This is a genomic window from Stenotrophomonas sp. (assembly GCF_050737075.1).
In the GTDB taxonomy this organism is placed as follows: Bacteria; Pseudomonadota; Gammaproteobacteria; order Xanthomonadales; family Xanthomonadaceae; genus Stenotrophomonas.
This window is the reverse complement of sequence record NZ_JBOHXV010000060.1, coordinates 15,129-30,811: the sequence shown is the minus strand read 5'-3', so window position 1 is coordinate 30,811 and position 15,683 is coordinate 15,129. Positions and strand designations below refer to the sequence as shown.

Below are 15,683 nucleotides of genomic sequence, written 5' to 3'. Positions count from 1 at the left end.
CTCCCGTAGAGGCGGCCTCTGTCCGTCTGTCAGCATTCCGCAAGGCCCGCCAAACAGAAGCAGCAACCGCCAGCCATGAACACTGATTACCGCAAGCACCTTCCCGGCACCTCGCTGGACTACTTCGATACCCGTGCCGCGGTCGACGCGCTGCAGCCCGGTGCCTACGCCACGCTGCCGTACACCTCGCGCGTGCTGGCCGAAAACCTGGTGCGCCGCTGCGACCCGGCCACGCTGGAGGCCTCGCTGCGGCAGCTGATCGAGCGTCGCCAGGACCTGGATTTCCCGTGGTATCCCGCGCGCGTGGTGTGCCATGACATCCTCGGCCAGACCGCGCTTGTGGACCTGGCCGGTCTGCGCGATGCCATTGCCGACGCTGGCGGCGATCCGGCCCAGATCAACCCCGTCGTACCGACCCAGCTGATCGTCGATCACTCGCTGGCGGTGGAATACCCGGGCTTCGACAAGGCAGCGTTTGAGAAGAACCGCGCCGTCGAAGACCGCCGCAATGAAGACCGGTTCCACTTCATCAACTGGACCAAGAAGGCGTTCAAGAACGTCGACGTGATTCCGCCGGGCAACGGGATCATGCACCAGATCAATCTGGAGAAGATGTCGCCGGTGATCCAGGTGCGCGACGGCGTCGCCTTCCCCGATACCTGCGTGGGCACCGACAGCCACACCCCGCACGTGGACGCGCTGGGCGTGATCGCCATCGGCGTGGGTGGCCTCGAAGCGGAGAACGTCATGCTGGGGCGCGCCTCGTGGATGCGCCTGCCCGACATCATCGGCGTGGAATTGACCGGCCGCCCGCAGCCCGGCATCACCTGCACCGACATCGTGCTGGCCTTGACCGAGTTCCTGCGCAAGGAACGCGTGGTCGGCGCGTGGATCGAGTTTTACGGCGAAGGCGCCACCGCGCTGACCATCGGCGACCGCGCCACCATCTCCAACATGACCCCGGAGTTCGGCGCCACCGCGGCGATGTTCTCCATCGACCAGCAGACCCTGGACTACCTGCGCCTGACCGGCCGCGAGGATGCCCAGGTGCAGCTGGTGGAAACCTATGCCAAGGCCACCGGCCTGTGGTCGGACGACCTGGCGCAGGTGCAGTACCCGCGCGTGCTGCAGTTCGACCTGTCCAGCGTGGTGCGCAACATGGCCGGCCCGTCCAACCCGCACAAGCGCGTGGCGACCAGCGAACTGGCCGCCCGCGGCATCGCCGACGAAGGCAAGCTGGCCTCCGGCAAGCTGGAACAGGAACAGGGGCTGATGCCCGATGGCGCGGTGATCATCGCCGCCATCACCAGCTGCACCAACACCAGCAACCCGCGCAACGTCATCGCCGCGGCGCTGCTCGCGCGCAACGCCAACCGCGCGGGCCTGGTCCGCAAGCCGTGGGTGAAGAGCTCGCTGGCGCCCGGTTCCAAGGCCGTGCAGCTGTACCTGGAAGAGGCGGGCCTGCTCGGTGAGCTGGAGCAGATGGGCTTCGGCATCGTCGGCTTCGCCTGCACCACCTGCAACGGCATGAGCGGCGCGCTCGACCCGAAGATCCAGCAGGAAGTGATCGACCGCGACCTGTACGCCACGGCGGTGCTGTCGGGCAACCGCAACTTCGACGGCCGCATCCACCCGTACGCCAAGCAGGCCTTCCTGGCCTCGCCGCCGCTGGTGGTGGCCTACGCCATCGCCGGCACGGTGCGCTTCGACATCGAGAAGGACGCCCTCGGCCACACCGCCGACGGCAACCCGATCACCCTGAAGGACCTGTGGCCGAGCGACGCCGAGATCGACGCGGTGGTTGCCGCCAGCGTCAAGCCGGACCAGTTCCGCCAGGTCTACGAGCCGATGTTCACCTTCAAGGTGGAACACGGCGCGCCGATCAGCCCGTTGTACGACTGGCGCCCGCAGAGCACCTACATCCGCCGCCCGCCGTACTGGGAAGGTGCGCTGGCCGGTGAGCGCCCGCTGCGTGGCATGCGCCCGCTGGCGGTGCTGGGCGACAACATCACCACCGACCACCTCTCGCCGTCCAATGCGATCCTGGCCAGCAGCGCGGCCGGTGAGTACCTGGCGAAGATGGGCCTGCCGGAGGAAGACTTCAATTCCTACGCCACCCACCGTGGCGACCATCTCACCGCGCAGCGCGCCACCTTCGCCAACCCGAAGCTGATCAATGAAATGGTCGTGGTCGACGGCCAGGTGAAGCAGGGCTCGCTGGCGCGCGTGGAGCCGGAAGGGCAGGTGATGCGCATGTGGGAAGCCATCGAAACCTACATGGAGCGCAAGCAGCCGCTGATCATCATTGCCGGTGCCGACTACGGGCAGGGCAGCTCGCGCGACTGGGCCGCCAAGGGCGTGCGCCTGGCCGGCGTGGAGGCGATCGCCGCCGAAGGCTTCGAGCGCATCCATCGCACCAACCTGATCGGTATGGGCGTGCTGCCGCTGGAGTTCAAGCCGGGCGTCAACCGCACCACGCTGGGCATCGACGGCACCGAGACCTTCGACGTGGTCGGCGAGCGCGTGCCGCGCGCTGAGCTGACGCTGGTCATCCACCGCCGCAGTGGCGAGCAGCTCAACGTGCCGGTCACTTGCCGCCTGGACACCGCCGAAGAGGTCTCGATCTACGAAGCCGGCGGAGTACTGCAGCGTTTTGCGCAGGACTTCCTGGAATCCTCGCAGGTGGCATGACATGACCTATCTTCCCCAACTCCGCATTCCGGCAACCTACATGCGGGGTGGCACCAGCAAGGGCGTGTTCTTCCGCCTGCAGGATCTCCCCGTTGCCGCGCAGACGCCGGGCCCGGCCCGCGACGCGCTGCTGATGCGCGTGATCGGCTCGCCTGATCCGTATGGCAAGCACACCGACGGCATGGGTGGGGCGACCTCCAGCACCAGCAAGTGCGTGATCATCTCGCCACCGTCGGTGCCCGATCACGATGCGGATTATCTGTATGGCCAGGTCTCCATCGATACGGCGTTCGTGGACTGGAGCGGCAACTGCGGCAATCTCAGCACTGCCGTGGGGCCGTTCGCGATCAGCAACGGCTTCATCGATCCGGCGCGCGTCCCGCACAACGGCGTCTGCACAGTGCGGATCTGGCAGGCCAACATCGGCAAGACCATCCTGGCGCACGTGCCGGTCGTTGACGGGCAGGTGCAGGAGATCGGCGACTTCGAGCTGGACGGGGTGACCTTCCCGGCCGCCGAGATCGCGCTCGAGTTCCTCGATCCGTCCGATGATGGCGAAGGCGAGGGCGGTTCGATGTTCCCCACCGGCAACCTGGTGGACACCCTGGACGTGCCCGGCGTCGGCAGTTTCCAGGTGACCATGATCACCGCGGGCATTCCGACCATCTTCCTCAATGCGGCGGACCTGGGTTACACCGGTACCGAGCTGCAGCCGGCGATCAACGACGACAAGGCCGCGCTGGCCCGGTTCGAGGCGATCCGCGCGCACGGTGCGGTGCGCATGGGCCTGATCGACAGCATCGAGAAGGCCGCCACCCGCCAGCACACGCCGAAGGTGGCCTTCGTTGCCCCCGCGCAGGACTACGTGTCCTCCAGTGGCAAGCAGATCAGCGCCGGTGACATCGACCTGCACGCGCGTGCACTGTCGATGGGCAAGCTGCATCACGCCATGATGGGTACCGCTGCGGTGGCCATCGGCACCGCCGCTGCCATCCCCGGCACGCTGGTGAACCTGGCCGCCGGCGGCGGCGAGCGCGGCGCGGTGACCTTCGGGCACCCGTCCGGCACCCTGCGCGTAGGCGCCGAAGCCCGACTCGTTGACAGCCAGTGGACAGTCACCAAGGCCATCATGAGCCGCAGCGCACGCGTGCTGATGGAAGGCGCCGTCCGCGTCCCGGCCTGAACGACGTAGAGCCGGGCTCTGCCCGGCTGCACGGGGCTCTGCCCGGCTGCACGGGGCTCTGCCCCGCTGCACCGCGGAACCGTGGACAACCCAGGAGCGCGACGATGACTGCAGGCAACCCGCCGTCCAACGACCGCATCGCGTGGGACGCGGTCATGACCGACATCGTCGATTACGTCCGCGACTACAAGGTCGTCTCGCCCCTGGCATTCACCACGGCCCGCCACTGCCTGATCGACACGCTTGGCTGCGGCCTGGCCGCACTGGCCTTCCCGGCGTGCAGCAAGCTGCTGGGCCCGCTGGTGCCCGGCAGCCGCGTCATCAACGGCGCACGCGTCCCCGGCACCCGGTTCGAGCTGGACCCGGTGCAGGCGGCCTTCAACATCGGCGCCATGGTGCGCTGGCTGGACTTCAACGACACCTGGCTGGCGGCCGAATGGGGCCATCCGTCCGACAACCTGGGCGGCATCCTGGCCACGGCCGACTGGCTCAGCCGCAATGCCGTCGCCCTGCGCCGGCCGCCGCTGACCATGCGCGACGTGCTGGTGGCGATGATCAAGGCGCACGAGATCCAAGGGTGCCTGGCGCTGGAGAACGCCTTCAACCGGGTCGGGCTGGACCACGTGGTGCTGGTCAAGGTGGCCTCCACCGCCGTGGTCGCGCACCTGCTGGGCCTGGACCGCGAGCGCATGCTCAATGCCGTGTCGCTGGCCTGGGTGGACGGGCAGGCGCTGCGCACCTACCGGCATGCGCCCAACACCGGCTCGCGCAAGAGCTGGGCCGCGGGCGATGCCACCAGCCGCGCCGTGCGCCTGTCGCTGATGGCGGCGGCCGGCGAGATGGGCTACCCCAGCGCGCTGACCGCCCCGACCTGGGGCTTCTACGATGCCTCCTTCGGCGGGCAGCCGTTCCGCTTCCAGCGCGCCTATGGCAGCTACGTCATGGAAAACGTGCTGTTCAAGATCAGCTACCCGGCCGAGTTCCATGGCCAGACGGCGGTGGAGGCGGCCATGCAGCTGCATGCAAGGCTGCGCGCCGAGGGCCGGCGTCTGGACGACATCGACCACATCACCCTGCGCACCCAGCAGGCCTGCCTGCGCATCATCGACAAGTCCGGCCCGCTGCAGAACCCGGCCGACCGCGACCACTGCGTGCAGTACATGGTCGCCATCGCGCTGCTGTTCGGCCGGCTGGTGGCGGCGGACTACGAGGACGACGTGGCCGCCGATCCTCGCATCGACGCGCTGCGCGCGAAGATCCAATGCGTGGAGGAACCGCGCTTCACCGCCGACTACCTGGACCCGGACAAGCGCAGCATCGCCAACGCGCTGGCGCTGCACTTCGCCGATGGCGCGCGGATGGAAGCGACGGTGGAGTACCCGCTCGGCCATGCCCGGCGCCGTGCGGAGGGCATCCCGCGGCTGGAAGACAAGTTCCGCGCGCACTTGACCGCCACGTTCCCGACCGTGCAGCAGCGGCGCATCCTGGACGCCTCGCTCGACCCGGTGGTGCTGGAGGCGATGCCGGTACACGACTACGTGTCCCTGTACGTGGCGTAGCGCCGGGCTCTGCCCGGCCGTCTGTACGTGTAGCGCGGGCTCTGCCCGGCTGCCCATCGTCGGGTCCCGCCGCAATCTGACGCATCCATCCCGATTTTCGGAATTTCCTGACAGATGCGACCCAACCGGCCGGCCGTATACTGCCTGCCTTGTTCGAGGAGCGGCATCATGGCAGCGCACGGTCGGGTTCGGCAGTGGGGTTGGAAGGGAATCGTGGGCGCGGCGTTGGTTGCCGGCCTGGCGCTGGGGATCGGCGGCTGCAAGCGCAACGACAGCGGCCAGCTGCCCACCGCGTCCGGCGCACCGATCGCGGCCAAGGCCGAGGCGGTCACCGAGTTCACCCTGGTGCGGGCCTACCCCGACCAGAAGAACGACGGCCTGTCGCTGGCGCTGGAGTTCTCGCGCCCGCTGGTCGGCACCCAGGACTTCGACAAACTCGTGCGCTTCGGCGAAACGGTCGGCACCGAGGACAGCAGCTGGTCGCTCTCCGATGACGGCAAGACCCTGCGCTATCCGTTCGTGGAGGCCGCCAAGGAATACAGCCTGATCGTCTCGCCCGACCTGCTGGCCGCCGATGGCAGCCGGCTGGGCAAGGAGCTGCGCCAGAAGGTGTTCAGCGGCGAGCTCAAGCCGGTGGCCGGCTTCGCCTCGCAGGGCAGCGTGCTGCCGGCGCGTGAAAGCCGCGGCCTGCCGGTGGTGTCGGTCAACGTAAAGGAAGTGGACGTCGAATTCCTGCGCGTGCGCGAGAAGGAACTGCCCAACTTCTTCAGCCAGTACCAGCGCGGCGGGCGCCGCGGCAGCTGGGAGCTGGACAGCGAGTACGGCGACAAGTCGCCGATGTCGCAGCTGGCCGAGCCGGTCTACGTCAACCGCTTCGTGCTGGGCGGCAAGCAGAACGAACGCGTGCTGACCTACCTGCCCACCCAGGACATCAAGGAACTGCAGGAGCCCGGCCTGTACTTTGCGGTGATGAAGCGCAGCGGCTCGTTCGAGAGCGAATTCGACACCGCCTTCTTCACCGTCAGCGACATCGGCCTGCACACGCGCGCCTACAAGGACAAGCTGTTCGTGCACACCGCATCGCTGCAGAGCGGTGCGGCGCTGAAGAAGATCGACCTGCGCATCCTTGACGCCAAGGGTGAGGTCGTCCTGAAGGGCGCCACCGACGGCAACGGCAACGCGCTGCTCAACTACACCCTGGACGCGGGCCACGTGCTGATCGCCAGCAGCGGCGCAGACACCTCGATGCTGCCGTTCAACCAGCCGGCGCTGGACCTGAGCGAATTCGCCGTGGCCGGCCGCGACAATGCCTGGTTCGACGTGTTCGCCTGGTCCGGCCGCGACCTGTACCGCCCCGGCGAGACCGTGCGCATTTCCGCCCTGCTGCGCGACAACGACGGCAAGCCGGTGAAGCCGCAGCCGGTGTTCCTGCGCCTGAAGCAGCCCGACGGCAAGACCTTCCGCGAGACCCGCCTGCAGCCGGGCGAGCAGGGCTACCTCAGTTTCGAGCAGACCATTCCGGTGGAGGCGCCGACCGGGCGCTGGCAGGTGGAGTTCCGCACCAACCCGGCGAGCAAGGAAGCCATCCAGGGCATGACCCTGCGCATCGAGGAATTCCTGCCCGAGCGCATGAAGCTGGACCTGGACAGCGCCCAGAAGACCCTCAAGCCGGGTGAGCCGCTGAAGCTGCAGGCCGATGCGGCTTATCTGTACGGTGCGCCTGCCGATGGCAACCGCTTCACCGCGCGCCTGGCCGTCGCCGCCGAGCAGTCGCCGGTGGACTCGCTGCCGGGGTACTTCTTCGGCGACCCGACCATTGAACTGCCGCGCGAAGCGCGCGATGTGATCGACACCGAGTTCCCCGCCGACGGCAAGCTGCGCCAGGATGTGGAGCTGCCGGCCGAGGTCAAGGCCAGCGCGCCTATCGCCGTGGTGCTGTCCGGCAGCGTCTACGAGACCGGTGGCCGTACCGTCAGCCGTACCCTCAAGCGGGTGATGTGGCCGGCGCCGGTGCTGGTGGGCGTGCGCCCGCTGTTCAACCCGGAAGACGGTGCCGATGCCAACAGCAACGCGCGCTTCGAGATCCTGCGCGTGGATGCCGCCGGCAAGCCGCAGCCGGGCAAGGGCCTGAAGGTCACCCTGGTGCGCGAGCTGCGCGACTACCACTGGACCTTCAACGACAACCGCTGGGACTACGACTTCAGCCGCCGCTTCGAGAACAAGGACACCCGCACCATCGACGCGGGCAGCGCGGCCGTCGGCGTCGACTTCCCGGTGGAGTGGGGCGAATACCGCCTGGATGTGTTCGACCCGGGTACGGGCCTGACCAGCCGCTACCCGTTCAATGCCGGCTGGAGCTGGAACGACGAGAACCGCGGCCTGGATGCGCGCCCGGACAAGGTCAAGCTGGGCCTGGACAAGACCGGCTATCGGGCCGGCGACAAGGTGCGCGTCACCGTCACCCCGCCGCATGCCGGCAAGGGCGTGCTGATGGTGGAGAGCGACAAGATGCTCTACGTGCAGGAGATCGACGCCAAGCCGGGCAGCACGTTCGACATCCCGGTCACCGCCGAATGGGAGCGTCACGACGTCTACATCACCGCGCTGGTGTTCCGCGGCGGCAGCGCACCGAGCAAGATCACCCCGGCCCGTGCGGTCGGCGTGGTGCACGTGCCGATGGACCGCAAGGCACGCCAGGTCGCCGTGGGTCTTTCCGCGCCCAAGCAGATGCGGCCCGAGCAGACCCTGCCGGTCACGGTCAGCGCGCCGCAGCTGGCGGGCAAGCTGGCGCACGTCACCGTGTCTGCGGTGGACGTGGGCATCCTCAACATCACCCGCTTCCCGGTGCCCGATGCGGCCGGCCACTTCTTCGCGCAGCGTCGCCTGGACGTGGATGCCTATGACATCTACAGCCGCGTCATCGAGAGCTTCGACGGCAGCAGCGGCAAGCTCAAGTTCGGCGGCGACATGGCGCTGGCCGCGCTGCCGCAGGCCAAGCGGCCCACCGCGCGGGTGCAGACCGTGGACCTGTTCTCCGGCCCGGTGAAGCTCGATGCCAAGGGCATCGCGCGGATCGCGCTGAAGGTGCCGGACTTCAACGGCACCCTGCGCATCTCGGCATTGGTGTATTCCGATGACCAGTACGGCAAGCGCGACATGGAAACCGTGGTGCGCGCGCCGATCCTGGCCGAGGCCAGCATGCCGCGTGTGCTGGCCCCGGGCGACCGCAGTACCGTCACCCTGGACGTGCAGAACTTCACCGGCAAGCCGGGCGAGTTCAAGGTGCAGGTCGATGGCATCGGGCCGCTCACGCTCGGTGAACCCAGCCGCACGCTCAAGCTCAATGCCGATGCCAAGAGCACGCTGAGCTTCCCGCTGGTGGCACGCGAGGGCTACACCGTGGCCAAGGTGCGGGTGCGGGTGGACGGCAACGGCTTCAAGGTCGACCGCCGCTATGACCTGCCGGTGCGTGCCGCCTGGCCGCAGGTGCTGCGTGCGCAGACCCGCACGCTGGACCCGCTGGCCGACGTGGAGATGGGCATCGGCCTGGCCGATGGCCTGATGAACGACTCGGTCACCGCGCGCATGCTGGTCAGCGCGCTGCCGCCGATTCCGTTCGCCAGCGCCCTCGATGGTGCGCTGAAGTATCCGTATGGCTGCGCCGAACAGACCACCAGCAAGGGCTACGCCGCGCTGATGCTCGATGAGGCCACCTCGGCCATGCTCGGCGCCGATGGGCTGGACGCCAAGACCCGCCGCGAGCGCATGGAAGGCGCGTTCGGCCGGCTGGCCTCGATGCAGGTCTCCAACGGCAACTTCTCCATGTGGGGCGACGACGGCTACGTGAACCCGTGGCTGACCCCGTACATCACCGAGTTCCTGCTCGATGCCAAGGACGCCGGCTTCGCCGTGCCCGACAACGTGCTGCAGAAGGCGCTCAACCGCCTCAGCGAGGACCTGCTGTCCGGTGGCAACCAGTTCTACGGCGAAGACCGCCGCGAGAACCTGAAGTTCGCCAACCAGGCCTACTCGGGCTACGTACTGGCACGGGTCAACCGCGCCCCGCTGGGCACGCTGCGCGCGCTGTACGACAACGAACGCAGCAAGTCGCTCACCGGGCTGTCGATGGTGCACCTGGGCATCGCGTTGTCGCTGCAGGGCGACCACAAGCGCGGCGACGCGGCCATCGCGGCCGGCTTCGCCAAGCCCAGCAGCGAGCGCCCGCAGTACTTCGGCGACTACGGCAGCGCCGTGCGCGACGACGCGCTGATGATCGCGCTGCTGCACGAGCGCAAGCTGGCCAAGCCGGCTTACGACGCACGCGCCGTGGAGCTGGGCCGCGCGCTGGACGCACGCCGCAACAGCGGCTGGATGTGGCTGAGCACCCAGGAACAGGTGGCCATCGCGCGCCTGGGCAAGGCGCTGGCCGCCAACCAGACCAAGCAGGTGTCCGGCGACCTGGCGATCGGGGGCGAAGTGGACGCCATCGCCGCCCGCCGCATGTTCGGCCGCAGCTTCGACTACGCGGCCCTGGCCAAGGGCGTGCGCTTCAGCCCGAAGGGCGAGCCGCCGATGTTCGCCAGCCTGGAAGTGGCCGGCATCCCGCGTACCGCACCCGAGCCGGACAGCCGCACGCTGGGCGTGGAACGCACCTGGTACACCACCGACGGCAAGCCGTGGACCCCGCGCGCGCTGAAGGAAGGCGAAGCCCTGATCGTGCGCGTCAGCGTCACCCCGAACGTGGACATGCCCGATGCGCTGCTGACCGACCTGCTGCCGGCCGGGCTGGAGATCGAGAACTTCAACCTGGGCGATGCCAAGCAGTGGGCTGACGTGGTGGTGGACGGCCTGGCCGTGAACGACCGCGGCGAAGCCGCCACGGTGCGCCATGAGGAGTTCCGCGACGACCGCTACGTGGCCGCGCTCAAGCTCTCGCGCGGCAGCACGGCCAAGGTGTTCTACCTGGTACGTGCCGTCACGCCGGGTACCTACACCGTGCCGCCGCCGCTGGTCGAGGACATGTACCGTCCGGACCTGCGCGGGGTGGGGCGCAGCAACCCGACCACCCTGACGGTGGTCCAGCCGTGATCAAGTGCGGGCCCCGGCCGACGCCGGGGTCCGCGTTGCGGCCGTTGAAGCAATGATCTCCCTCCGTTCCCGACTGCGCTGGACCCGCTGGCGGCCGTGGCTGTGGCCCGCGCTGCGCTGGGGCGTGGCTGCGCTGCTGGCGCTGCTGCTGGTGCTGGACTTGGCGTTTCCGCCGCCGCTGCCGAAGCAGCGCGATACCAGCACGCTGGTAGTGGCACGCGATGGCACGCCGCTGCGTGCCTTCGCGGATGCCGACGGGGTGTGGCGCTACCCGGCCAGCGCCGGCAGCGTCTCGCCGCTGTACCTGCAGGCGCTGCTCAACTACGAAGACCGCTGGTTCTGGCGCCACCCGGGCGTCAATCCGTGGGCGCTGCTGCGTGCGGGCAAGCAATGGGTGCTGGAGCGGCGCATCGTCTCCGGCGGCTCCACCCTCACCATGCAGGTCGCGCGCATCCTGGACCCGCATACGCGCACGCCGTGGGGCAAGGCCAAGCAGCTGCTGCGTGCCGTGCAGCTGGAGCTGCACCTGAGCAAGCCGCAGATCCTGGCGCTGTACCTGGAACGCGCGCCGTACGGCGGCACCATCGAGGGCGTGGAAGCGGCGAGCTGGGCCTACCTGGGCAAGCCGGCGGCGCAGCTCTCGCACGCCGAGGCGGCGCTGCTGGCGGTGCTGCCGCAGTCGCCCAGCCGGCTGCGCCCGGACCGGCATCCGGAGGCGGCGCAGGCGGCGCGCGACAAGGTGCTGGAGCGCATGGTGGCGCTCGGCGTGTGGTCGCGCGACGAAGTGGACGATGCGCGTATCGAAGCGGTGGTCACCCGCGCGCTGCAGCCGCCGCTGCACGCCGCACTGCTGGCGCAGCGGCTGCATTCGGCGCAGCCGCGCGCCGCGCGCATCGAGAGCACGCTGGACATCGGCCTGCAACGCACGCTCGAGGAGCGGGTGTCGTCGTATTTCTCGCAGTTGCCCGAACGCACCTCCGCGGCACTGCTGGTGGTGGACAACCGCACCCTGGAGGCACGCGCCTATGTGGGCTCGGTGGCGTTCGGCGACAAGCAGCGGCTCGGCCATGTGGACATGGTGCAGGCCTGGCGTTCGCCGGGTTCCACCCTGAAGCCGTTCCTGTACGGCATGGCCATCGATGAGGGGGTGATCCATTCCGAGAGTCTGATGGTGGACGCGCCGCAGAGCTTCTCCGGCTACCGCCCCGGCAACTTCGATGCCGCCTTCAACGGGCCGGTCAGCGCGGCCACCGCCCTGCGGCTGTCACTCAATGTGCCGGCCGTGGACCTGCTGGATCGGGTGGGTTCGGCACGCTTCGCCGCGCGGCTGTCGCACGCGGGCATCAACCTGCGGTTTCCGCAGGGCAGCGCGCCCAACCTGTCACTGATTCTGGGCGGTACCGGGGCCCGGCTCGAGGACCTGGTGGGCGCCTTCGCGGCGTTCAACCGCAATGGCATCGCCGGGCGCGTGCGCTACACCGCGGAGGACCCGGTGATCGAGCGGCGGCTGATGTCGCCGGGCGCCGCGTGGATCACCCGCGAGATGCTCGAATCCAATCCGCGGCCGGGCTACGGCGCGGGCACGTTCGACGTCACCGGGCGCCCTCGCGTGGCCTGGAAGACCGGCACCAGCTATGGCTACCGCGACGCCTGGGCGATCGGAACCACCCGCCACTACACCGTGGGGGTCTGGGTGGGCCGCCCGGACGGCACACCGTTGCCCGGGCAATACGGGGCCGTGACCGCGCTGCCGCTGATGTTCGAAGTGGTGGACAGCCTGCCGAGGCAGAGTGGCGATGCCAGCGCCGCGCCGATGCCGGCCAGCGTGTCGCAGGCCGAGGTGTGCTGGCCCACCGGCGAGCGTGCCGACGACATCCCGGCCGCACTATGCCAGCGCCGCCTGCAGGCCTTCGTGCTGGACGACGTGGTACCGCCGACCTTCGCCGAGCGCGACGCACGCCTGTGGCAGGCAGGGCGCCAGCGTTTCGAGGTGGATGCGCGCACCGGCCTGCGGCTGTCGCCGGAGTGCACGCAGCCGCATGAGGCGCAGTCCCGCGAAATCGCGCGCTGGCCGGCGCTGGTATCGCCCTGGCTGCCGCAGGCGCAGCGGCAGGCCGCGCAGCTGCCGGCGTTGTCGCCCGATTGCCGCGACGATGGCCGCAGCAGCGCCGGCAGCCTGCATATCGAAGGGCTCAACGACCGTGCGACGCTGGCGCGTGCGCCCAATGCCGAACATGGCGTGCGCCTGCAGCTGCGCGCGCTGGGCAGCGAGCAGTCCGTGGACTGGCTGCTGGATGACCGCTGGATCGCACGCACGGAAGGCGCACGCACCTTCCGCCGCGACTTTGACGAAGTGGGCGAGCACACCTTGACCGCGCTGGCGGCCGACGGTGCCTGGACCCAGGTGCGGTTCCGCATATTGCGGTAGGTGTTATTCCCCGATCCAGCCTTCCAACAGGTCGGCGAACTCGTCGGCGTGCTCTTCTTCCTGCGCCAGGATCTCCTCCAGAATGCGCTTGGTGGTGGTGTCCTTGTCGCCCACGAAATTGATCATCTCGCGGTAGCTGTCGATCGCGATGCGCTCGGCAATGAGGTTCTCGCGGACCATGTCGCGCAGGTCCTTGCCTTCCTTGTATTCGGCGTGCGAACGCTGGGTCAGCGTTGCCGGATTGAGGTCGGGTTCGCCGCCCAGCTGCACGATGCGCTCGGCCAGCTTGCCGGCATGCGCCTGTTCCTGCTGCGCGTGCTCAAGGAATTCACCCTTGACCGCGTCGGCCAGCATGCCCTTGGCCATGAAGTAGTGGCGGTAGTAGCGCAGCACGCACACGTACTCGGTGGCCAGCGCATCGTTGAGCAGCTTGATCACCGCCTTGCGGTCGGCGCTGTAGGTGGCGGTGATCGCCCCGTCATCGATGTTCTTCCGCGCGCGTGCACGCAGGGTGGCGGTGTCGCTGATGCCGGGGGCTGTCGGCGCGGTCGGTGCAGCGGAGGGTGCCGTGGACTTGGTCTGCTTGGGTTGCTTGGCTGGCTTTGACATGGCTGGCCGGGTTCCTTTGTTGCGGTGGGATCAGCTGGGCAGATGCTCCAGCACGTACTGGGCCGAAGAGACCTCGAACTTGCCGGGCTCTTCGATGAAGGTTTCGCGCACCACGCCGTCTTCGACGTACAGCGCGAAGCGGCGCGAACGCATGCCCATGCCCGAGCTGCTGGCATCCATTTCCAGGCCCAGCGCACGGGCGAAGTCGCCGTTGCCATCCGACAGCAGCTGCAACCCGTCCGGTACCTGCTGGCTCTCGCCCCAGGCTTTCATCACGAACGGGTCGTTCACCGCCATGCAGAACACATCGATACCGCGGCGGCGGAAGTCGGCGAAGTGCTCCACATAGCCGGGCAGGTGGCGCGCCGAGCAGGTGGGAGTGAAAGCGCCGGGCACGGCAAACAGCACCGCCTTGCGGCCGTCGAACAGGGCATGGGTGTCCAGGGTCTCCATGCCTTCGCGGATGCGCTTGAGCGTGACTTCGGGAATGCGGTCGCCAATCTGGATGGTCATGGGAGCTCCTGGTTCACCGGCAGGGTAGTGAGCGGGGTGGAACGGCGGCGTCAAAACGTTGAAATCCGGGCGGCGATTCCCATCTAGCCGCAGGGTAGGTACGGACCGTGGGTCCGTACTGGGGCCACCGTAGCGCAGCCACACGGCCGCCGCGTTGCGCAGGATCAAGCGCCCGATCACGGCGGCGGGGCTGCCAGCCGCTAGAATTGCGGGGATGGCCTCCGCCGGCGCGGGGGGCCGAACTTATTCGAGGTGTATGGATGGAATTCAAGGACTACTACGCCACGCTGGGCGTGGAACCCAGCGCGGGCGATGCCGAAATCAAGACCGCCTACCGCCGGCTGGCGCGCAAGTACCACCCCGACGTCAGCAAGGAGACCGGCGCGGAGGAGAAGTTCAAGGCGGTCAATGAGGCCTACGAGGCCCTGCGTGACCCGCAGAAGCGGGCCGCTTACGACCAGCTCAAGGCCCAGGGCTACCGCCCGGGCGAGGAGTTCCATGCGCCGCCGAACTACGGCGGGGCGCAGGGCTTCGATTTCGAGGAGGTGTTCGGCGGCGGCGCTGGCGGCGGTGGCTTCAGCGATTTCTTCGAAAGCCTGTTCGCGCGGCAGCGCGGCGGTGCCGGTGCAGGGCGCGCCAGTGGGTTCGGCGGTGCCGGTGCCGGCCCCCAGCCGATCCGCGACACCCGCGCCAAGCTGTCGGTACCGCTGGAAGCGGCTTATGCGGGCGACAGCCTGCGCATCACCGTCAACGGCAAGCAGCTGGACGTGCGCGTGCCCAAGGGCATCCGCCCCGGCCAGGTGATCCGCCTGACCGGGCAGGGCACCAACGGCGGCAACCTGCTGTTGGAAGTGGAATATGCCGCGCATCCCCAGTTCGAGGTGGATGGACGCAACATCCTGTACACGCTGGATGTCACCCCGTGGCAGGCCGCGCTGGGAACGTCGATCAGCGTACCGACCCTGGGCGGCGCGGTGGAACTGAAGGTGCCGGCCGGCTCCGATGCCGGGCGCAAGCTGCGCCTGCGCGGCCGCGGCCTGCCGGGCAACCCGGATGGCGACCAGATCGTGGAGATCGAGATCATCGCGCCGGTGCCGACCGACGAGGCACAGAAGAAGGCCTACAAGGCGTTGGCCAAGGCGTTCGGCGAAAAAGTATGACGCAATGCCGGGCTCTGCCCGGCAACATGTTCGTTCTGCCGGGCAGAGCCCGGCACCACGGCGCCTTTCAGGCGCCCGGCGGTTCCTTGCTGCTGAACACCCGCTCCAGCACCTCGGACAGTTCGTCTTCCGAGAACGGCTTGGTGATGTAGGCCTTGGCGCCCTGCCGCATGCCCCACATGCGGTCGGTGTCCTGGTCCTTGGTGGTCACCAGGATGACCGGAATGTGCTTGGTGGTGGCCTCGCGCGCCAGCGTGCGGGTCGCCTGGAAGCCGTTGAGCTCGGGCATCACCACATCCATCAGCACCAGGTCGGGCAGCTGGGCCTTGGCTACTTTGACCCCTTCCGCGCCGTTCTCGGCGGTCAACGTCTCATGCCCCAGCTTCTCGACGATGCGCTTGATGCCCAGCTGCTGCGACGGTGAATCGTCGACGATCAGAATGCGTGCCATG

General features: G+C 68.6%; 9 protein-coding genes. 6 read left to right on the top strand and 3 right to left on the bottom strand.

Annotated features, from left to right (window positions below):
* Positions 1–75 precede the first annotated feature (75 nt).
* The 5 genes from acnD to pbpC all read left to right on the top strand — a co-directional run bounded on the left by acnD (position 76) and on the right by pbpC (position 12,949).
* The gene (gene acnD, locus ACREPD_RS14555) at positions 76–2,691 is read left to right on the top strand and encodes a Fe/S-dependent 2-methylisocitrate dehydratase AcnD (RefSeq protein WP_431599977.1); all 2,616 of its coding nucleotides are present in this window, start codon (positions 76–78) and stop codon (positions 2,689–2,691) included.
* Position 2,692: 1 nt separating this feature from the next.
* Positions 2,693–3,874, top strand: a complete 1,182-nt coding sequence (gene prpF / locus ACREPD_RS14550) for a 2-methylaconitate cis-trans isomerase PrpF (RefSeq protein WP_431599976.1) — start codon at positions 2,693–2,695, stop codon at positions 3,872–3,874.
* Between the two features lie 104 nt (positions 3,875–3,978).
* Positions 3,979–5,433, top strand: a complete 1,455-nt coding sequence (locus ACREPD_RS14545) for a bifunctional 2-methylcitrate dehydratase/aconitate hydratase (protein ID WP_431599975.1) — start codon at positions 3,979–3,981, stop codon at positions 5,431–5,433.
* Positions 5,434–5,601: 168 nt separating this feature from the next.
* Positions 5,602–10,521, top strand: a complete 4,920-nt coding sequence (locus tag ACREPD_RS14540; protein WP_431599974.1) for an alpha-2-macroglobulin family protein — start codon at positions 5,602–5,604, stop codon at positions 10,519–10,521.
* Between the two features lie 52 nt (positions 10,522–10,573).
* Positions 10,574–12,949, top strand: a complete 2,376-nt coding sequence (gene pbpC, locus ACREPD_RS14535) for a penicillin-binding protein 1C (RefSeq protein ID WP_431599973.1) — start codon at positions 10,574–10,576, stop codon at positions 12,947–12,949.
* A 3-nt stretch (positions 12,950–12,952) separates the two neighbouring features.
* On the opposite strand, the gene ACREPD_RS14530 is transcribed toward pbpC, so the two are convergent.
* Both ACREPD_RS14530 and ACREPD_RS14525 read right to left on the bottom strand, forming a co-directional pair.
* Entirely contained in the window at positions 12,953–13,558 is a 606-nt protein-coding gene (locus ACREPD_RS14530) for a ferritin-like domain-containing protein (protein ID WP_431599972.1), read from the bottom strand.
* Between the two features lie 30 nt (positions 13,559–13,588).
* Positions 13,589–14,071: a peroxiredoxin gene (locus tag ACREPD_RS14525; protein ID WP_431599971.1), complete on the bottom strand. Its 483-nt coding sequence runs from the start codon at positions 14,069–14,071 to the stop codon at positions 13,589–13,591.
* A gap of 260 nt (positions 14,072–14,331) precedes the next feature.
* On the opposite strand from ACREPD_RS14525, the gene ACREPD_RS14520 reads away from it, so the two are divergent.
* On the top strand, positions 14,332–15,231 hold the full coding sequence (locus ACREPD_RS14520) for a DnaJ C-terminal domain-containing protein (protein ID WP_431599970.1): 900 nt from the start codon (positions 14,332–14,334) through the stop codon (positions 15,229–15,231).
* Between the two features lie 67 nt (positions 15,232–15,298).
* Here the strand turns inward: ACREPD_RS14520 and pilH are convergent, their stop codons facing one another.
* Positions 15,299–15,682: a twitching motility response regulator PilH gene (gene pilH / locus ACREPD_RS14515; protein WP_431599969.1), complete on the bottom strand. Its 384-nt coding sequence runs from the start codon at positions 15,680–15,682 to the stop codon at positions 15,299–15,301.
* Between the last annotated feature and the right edge of the window lies 1 nt (position 15,683).

Excerpts from the sequence above, each read along its gene's own strand:
- acnD (WP_431599977.1), top strand. The coding sequence starts at position 76 with ATGAACACTGATTACCGCAAGCACCTTCCCGGCACCTCGCTGGACTAC.
- prpF (WP_431599976.1), top strand. The coding sequence starts at position 2,693 with ATGACCTATCTTCCCCAACTCCGCATTCCGGCAACCTACATGCGGGGT.
- ACREPD_RS14545 (WP_431599975.1), top strand. The coding sequence starts at position 3,979 with ATGACTGCAGGCAACCCGCCGTCCAACGACCGCATCGCGTGGGACGCG.
- ACREPD_RS14540 (WP_431599974.1), top strand. The coding sequence starts at position 5,602 with ATGGCAGCGCACGGTCGGGTTCGGCAGTGGGGTTGGAAGGGAATCGTG.
- pbpC (WP_431599973.1), top strand. The coding sequence starts at position 10,574 with ATGATCTCCCTCCGTTCCCGACTGCGCTGGACCCGCTGGCGGCCGTGG.
- ACREPD_RS14530 (WP_431599972.1), bottom strand. The coding sequence starts at position 13,558 with ATGTCAAAGCCAGCCAAGCAACCCAAGCAGACCAAGTCCACGGCACCC.
- ACREPD_RS14525 (WP_431599971.1), bottom strand. The coding sequence starts at position 14,071 with ATGACCATCCAGATTGGCGACCGCATTCCCGAAGTCACGCTCAAGCGC.
- ACREPD_RS14520 (WP_431599970.1), top strand. The coding sequence starts at position 14,332 with ATGGAATTCAAGGACTACTACGCCACGCTGGGCGTGGAACCCAGCGCG.
- pilH (WP_431599969.1), bottom strand. The coding sequence starts at position 15,682 with ATGGCACGCATTCTGATCGTCGACGATTCACCGTCGCAGCAGCTGGGC.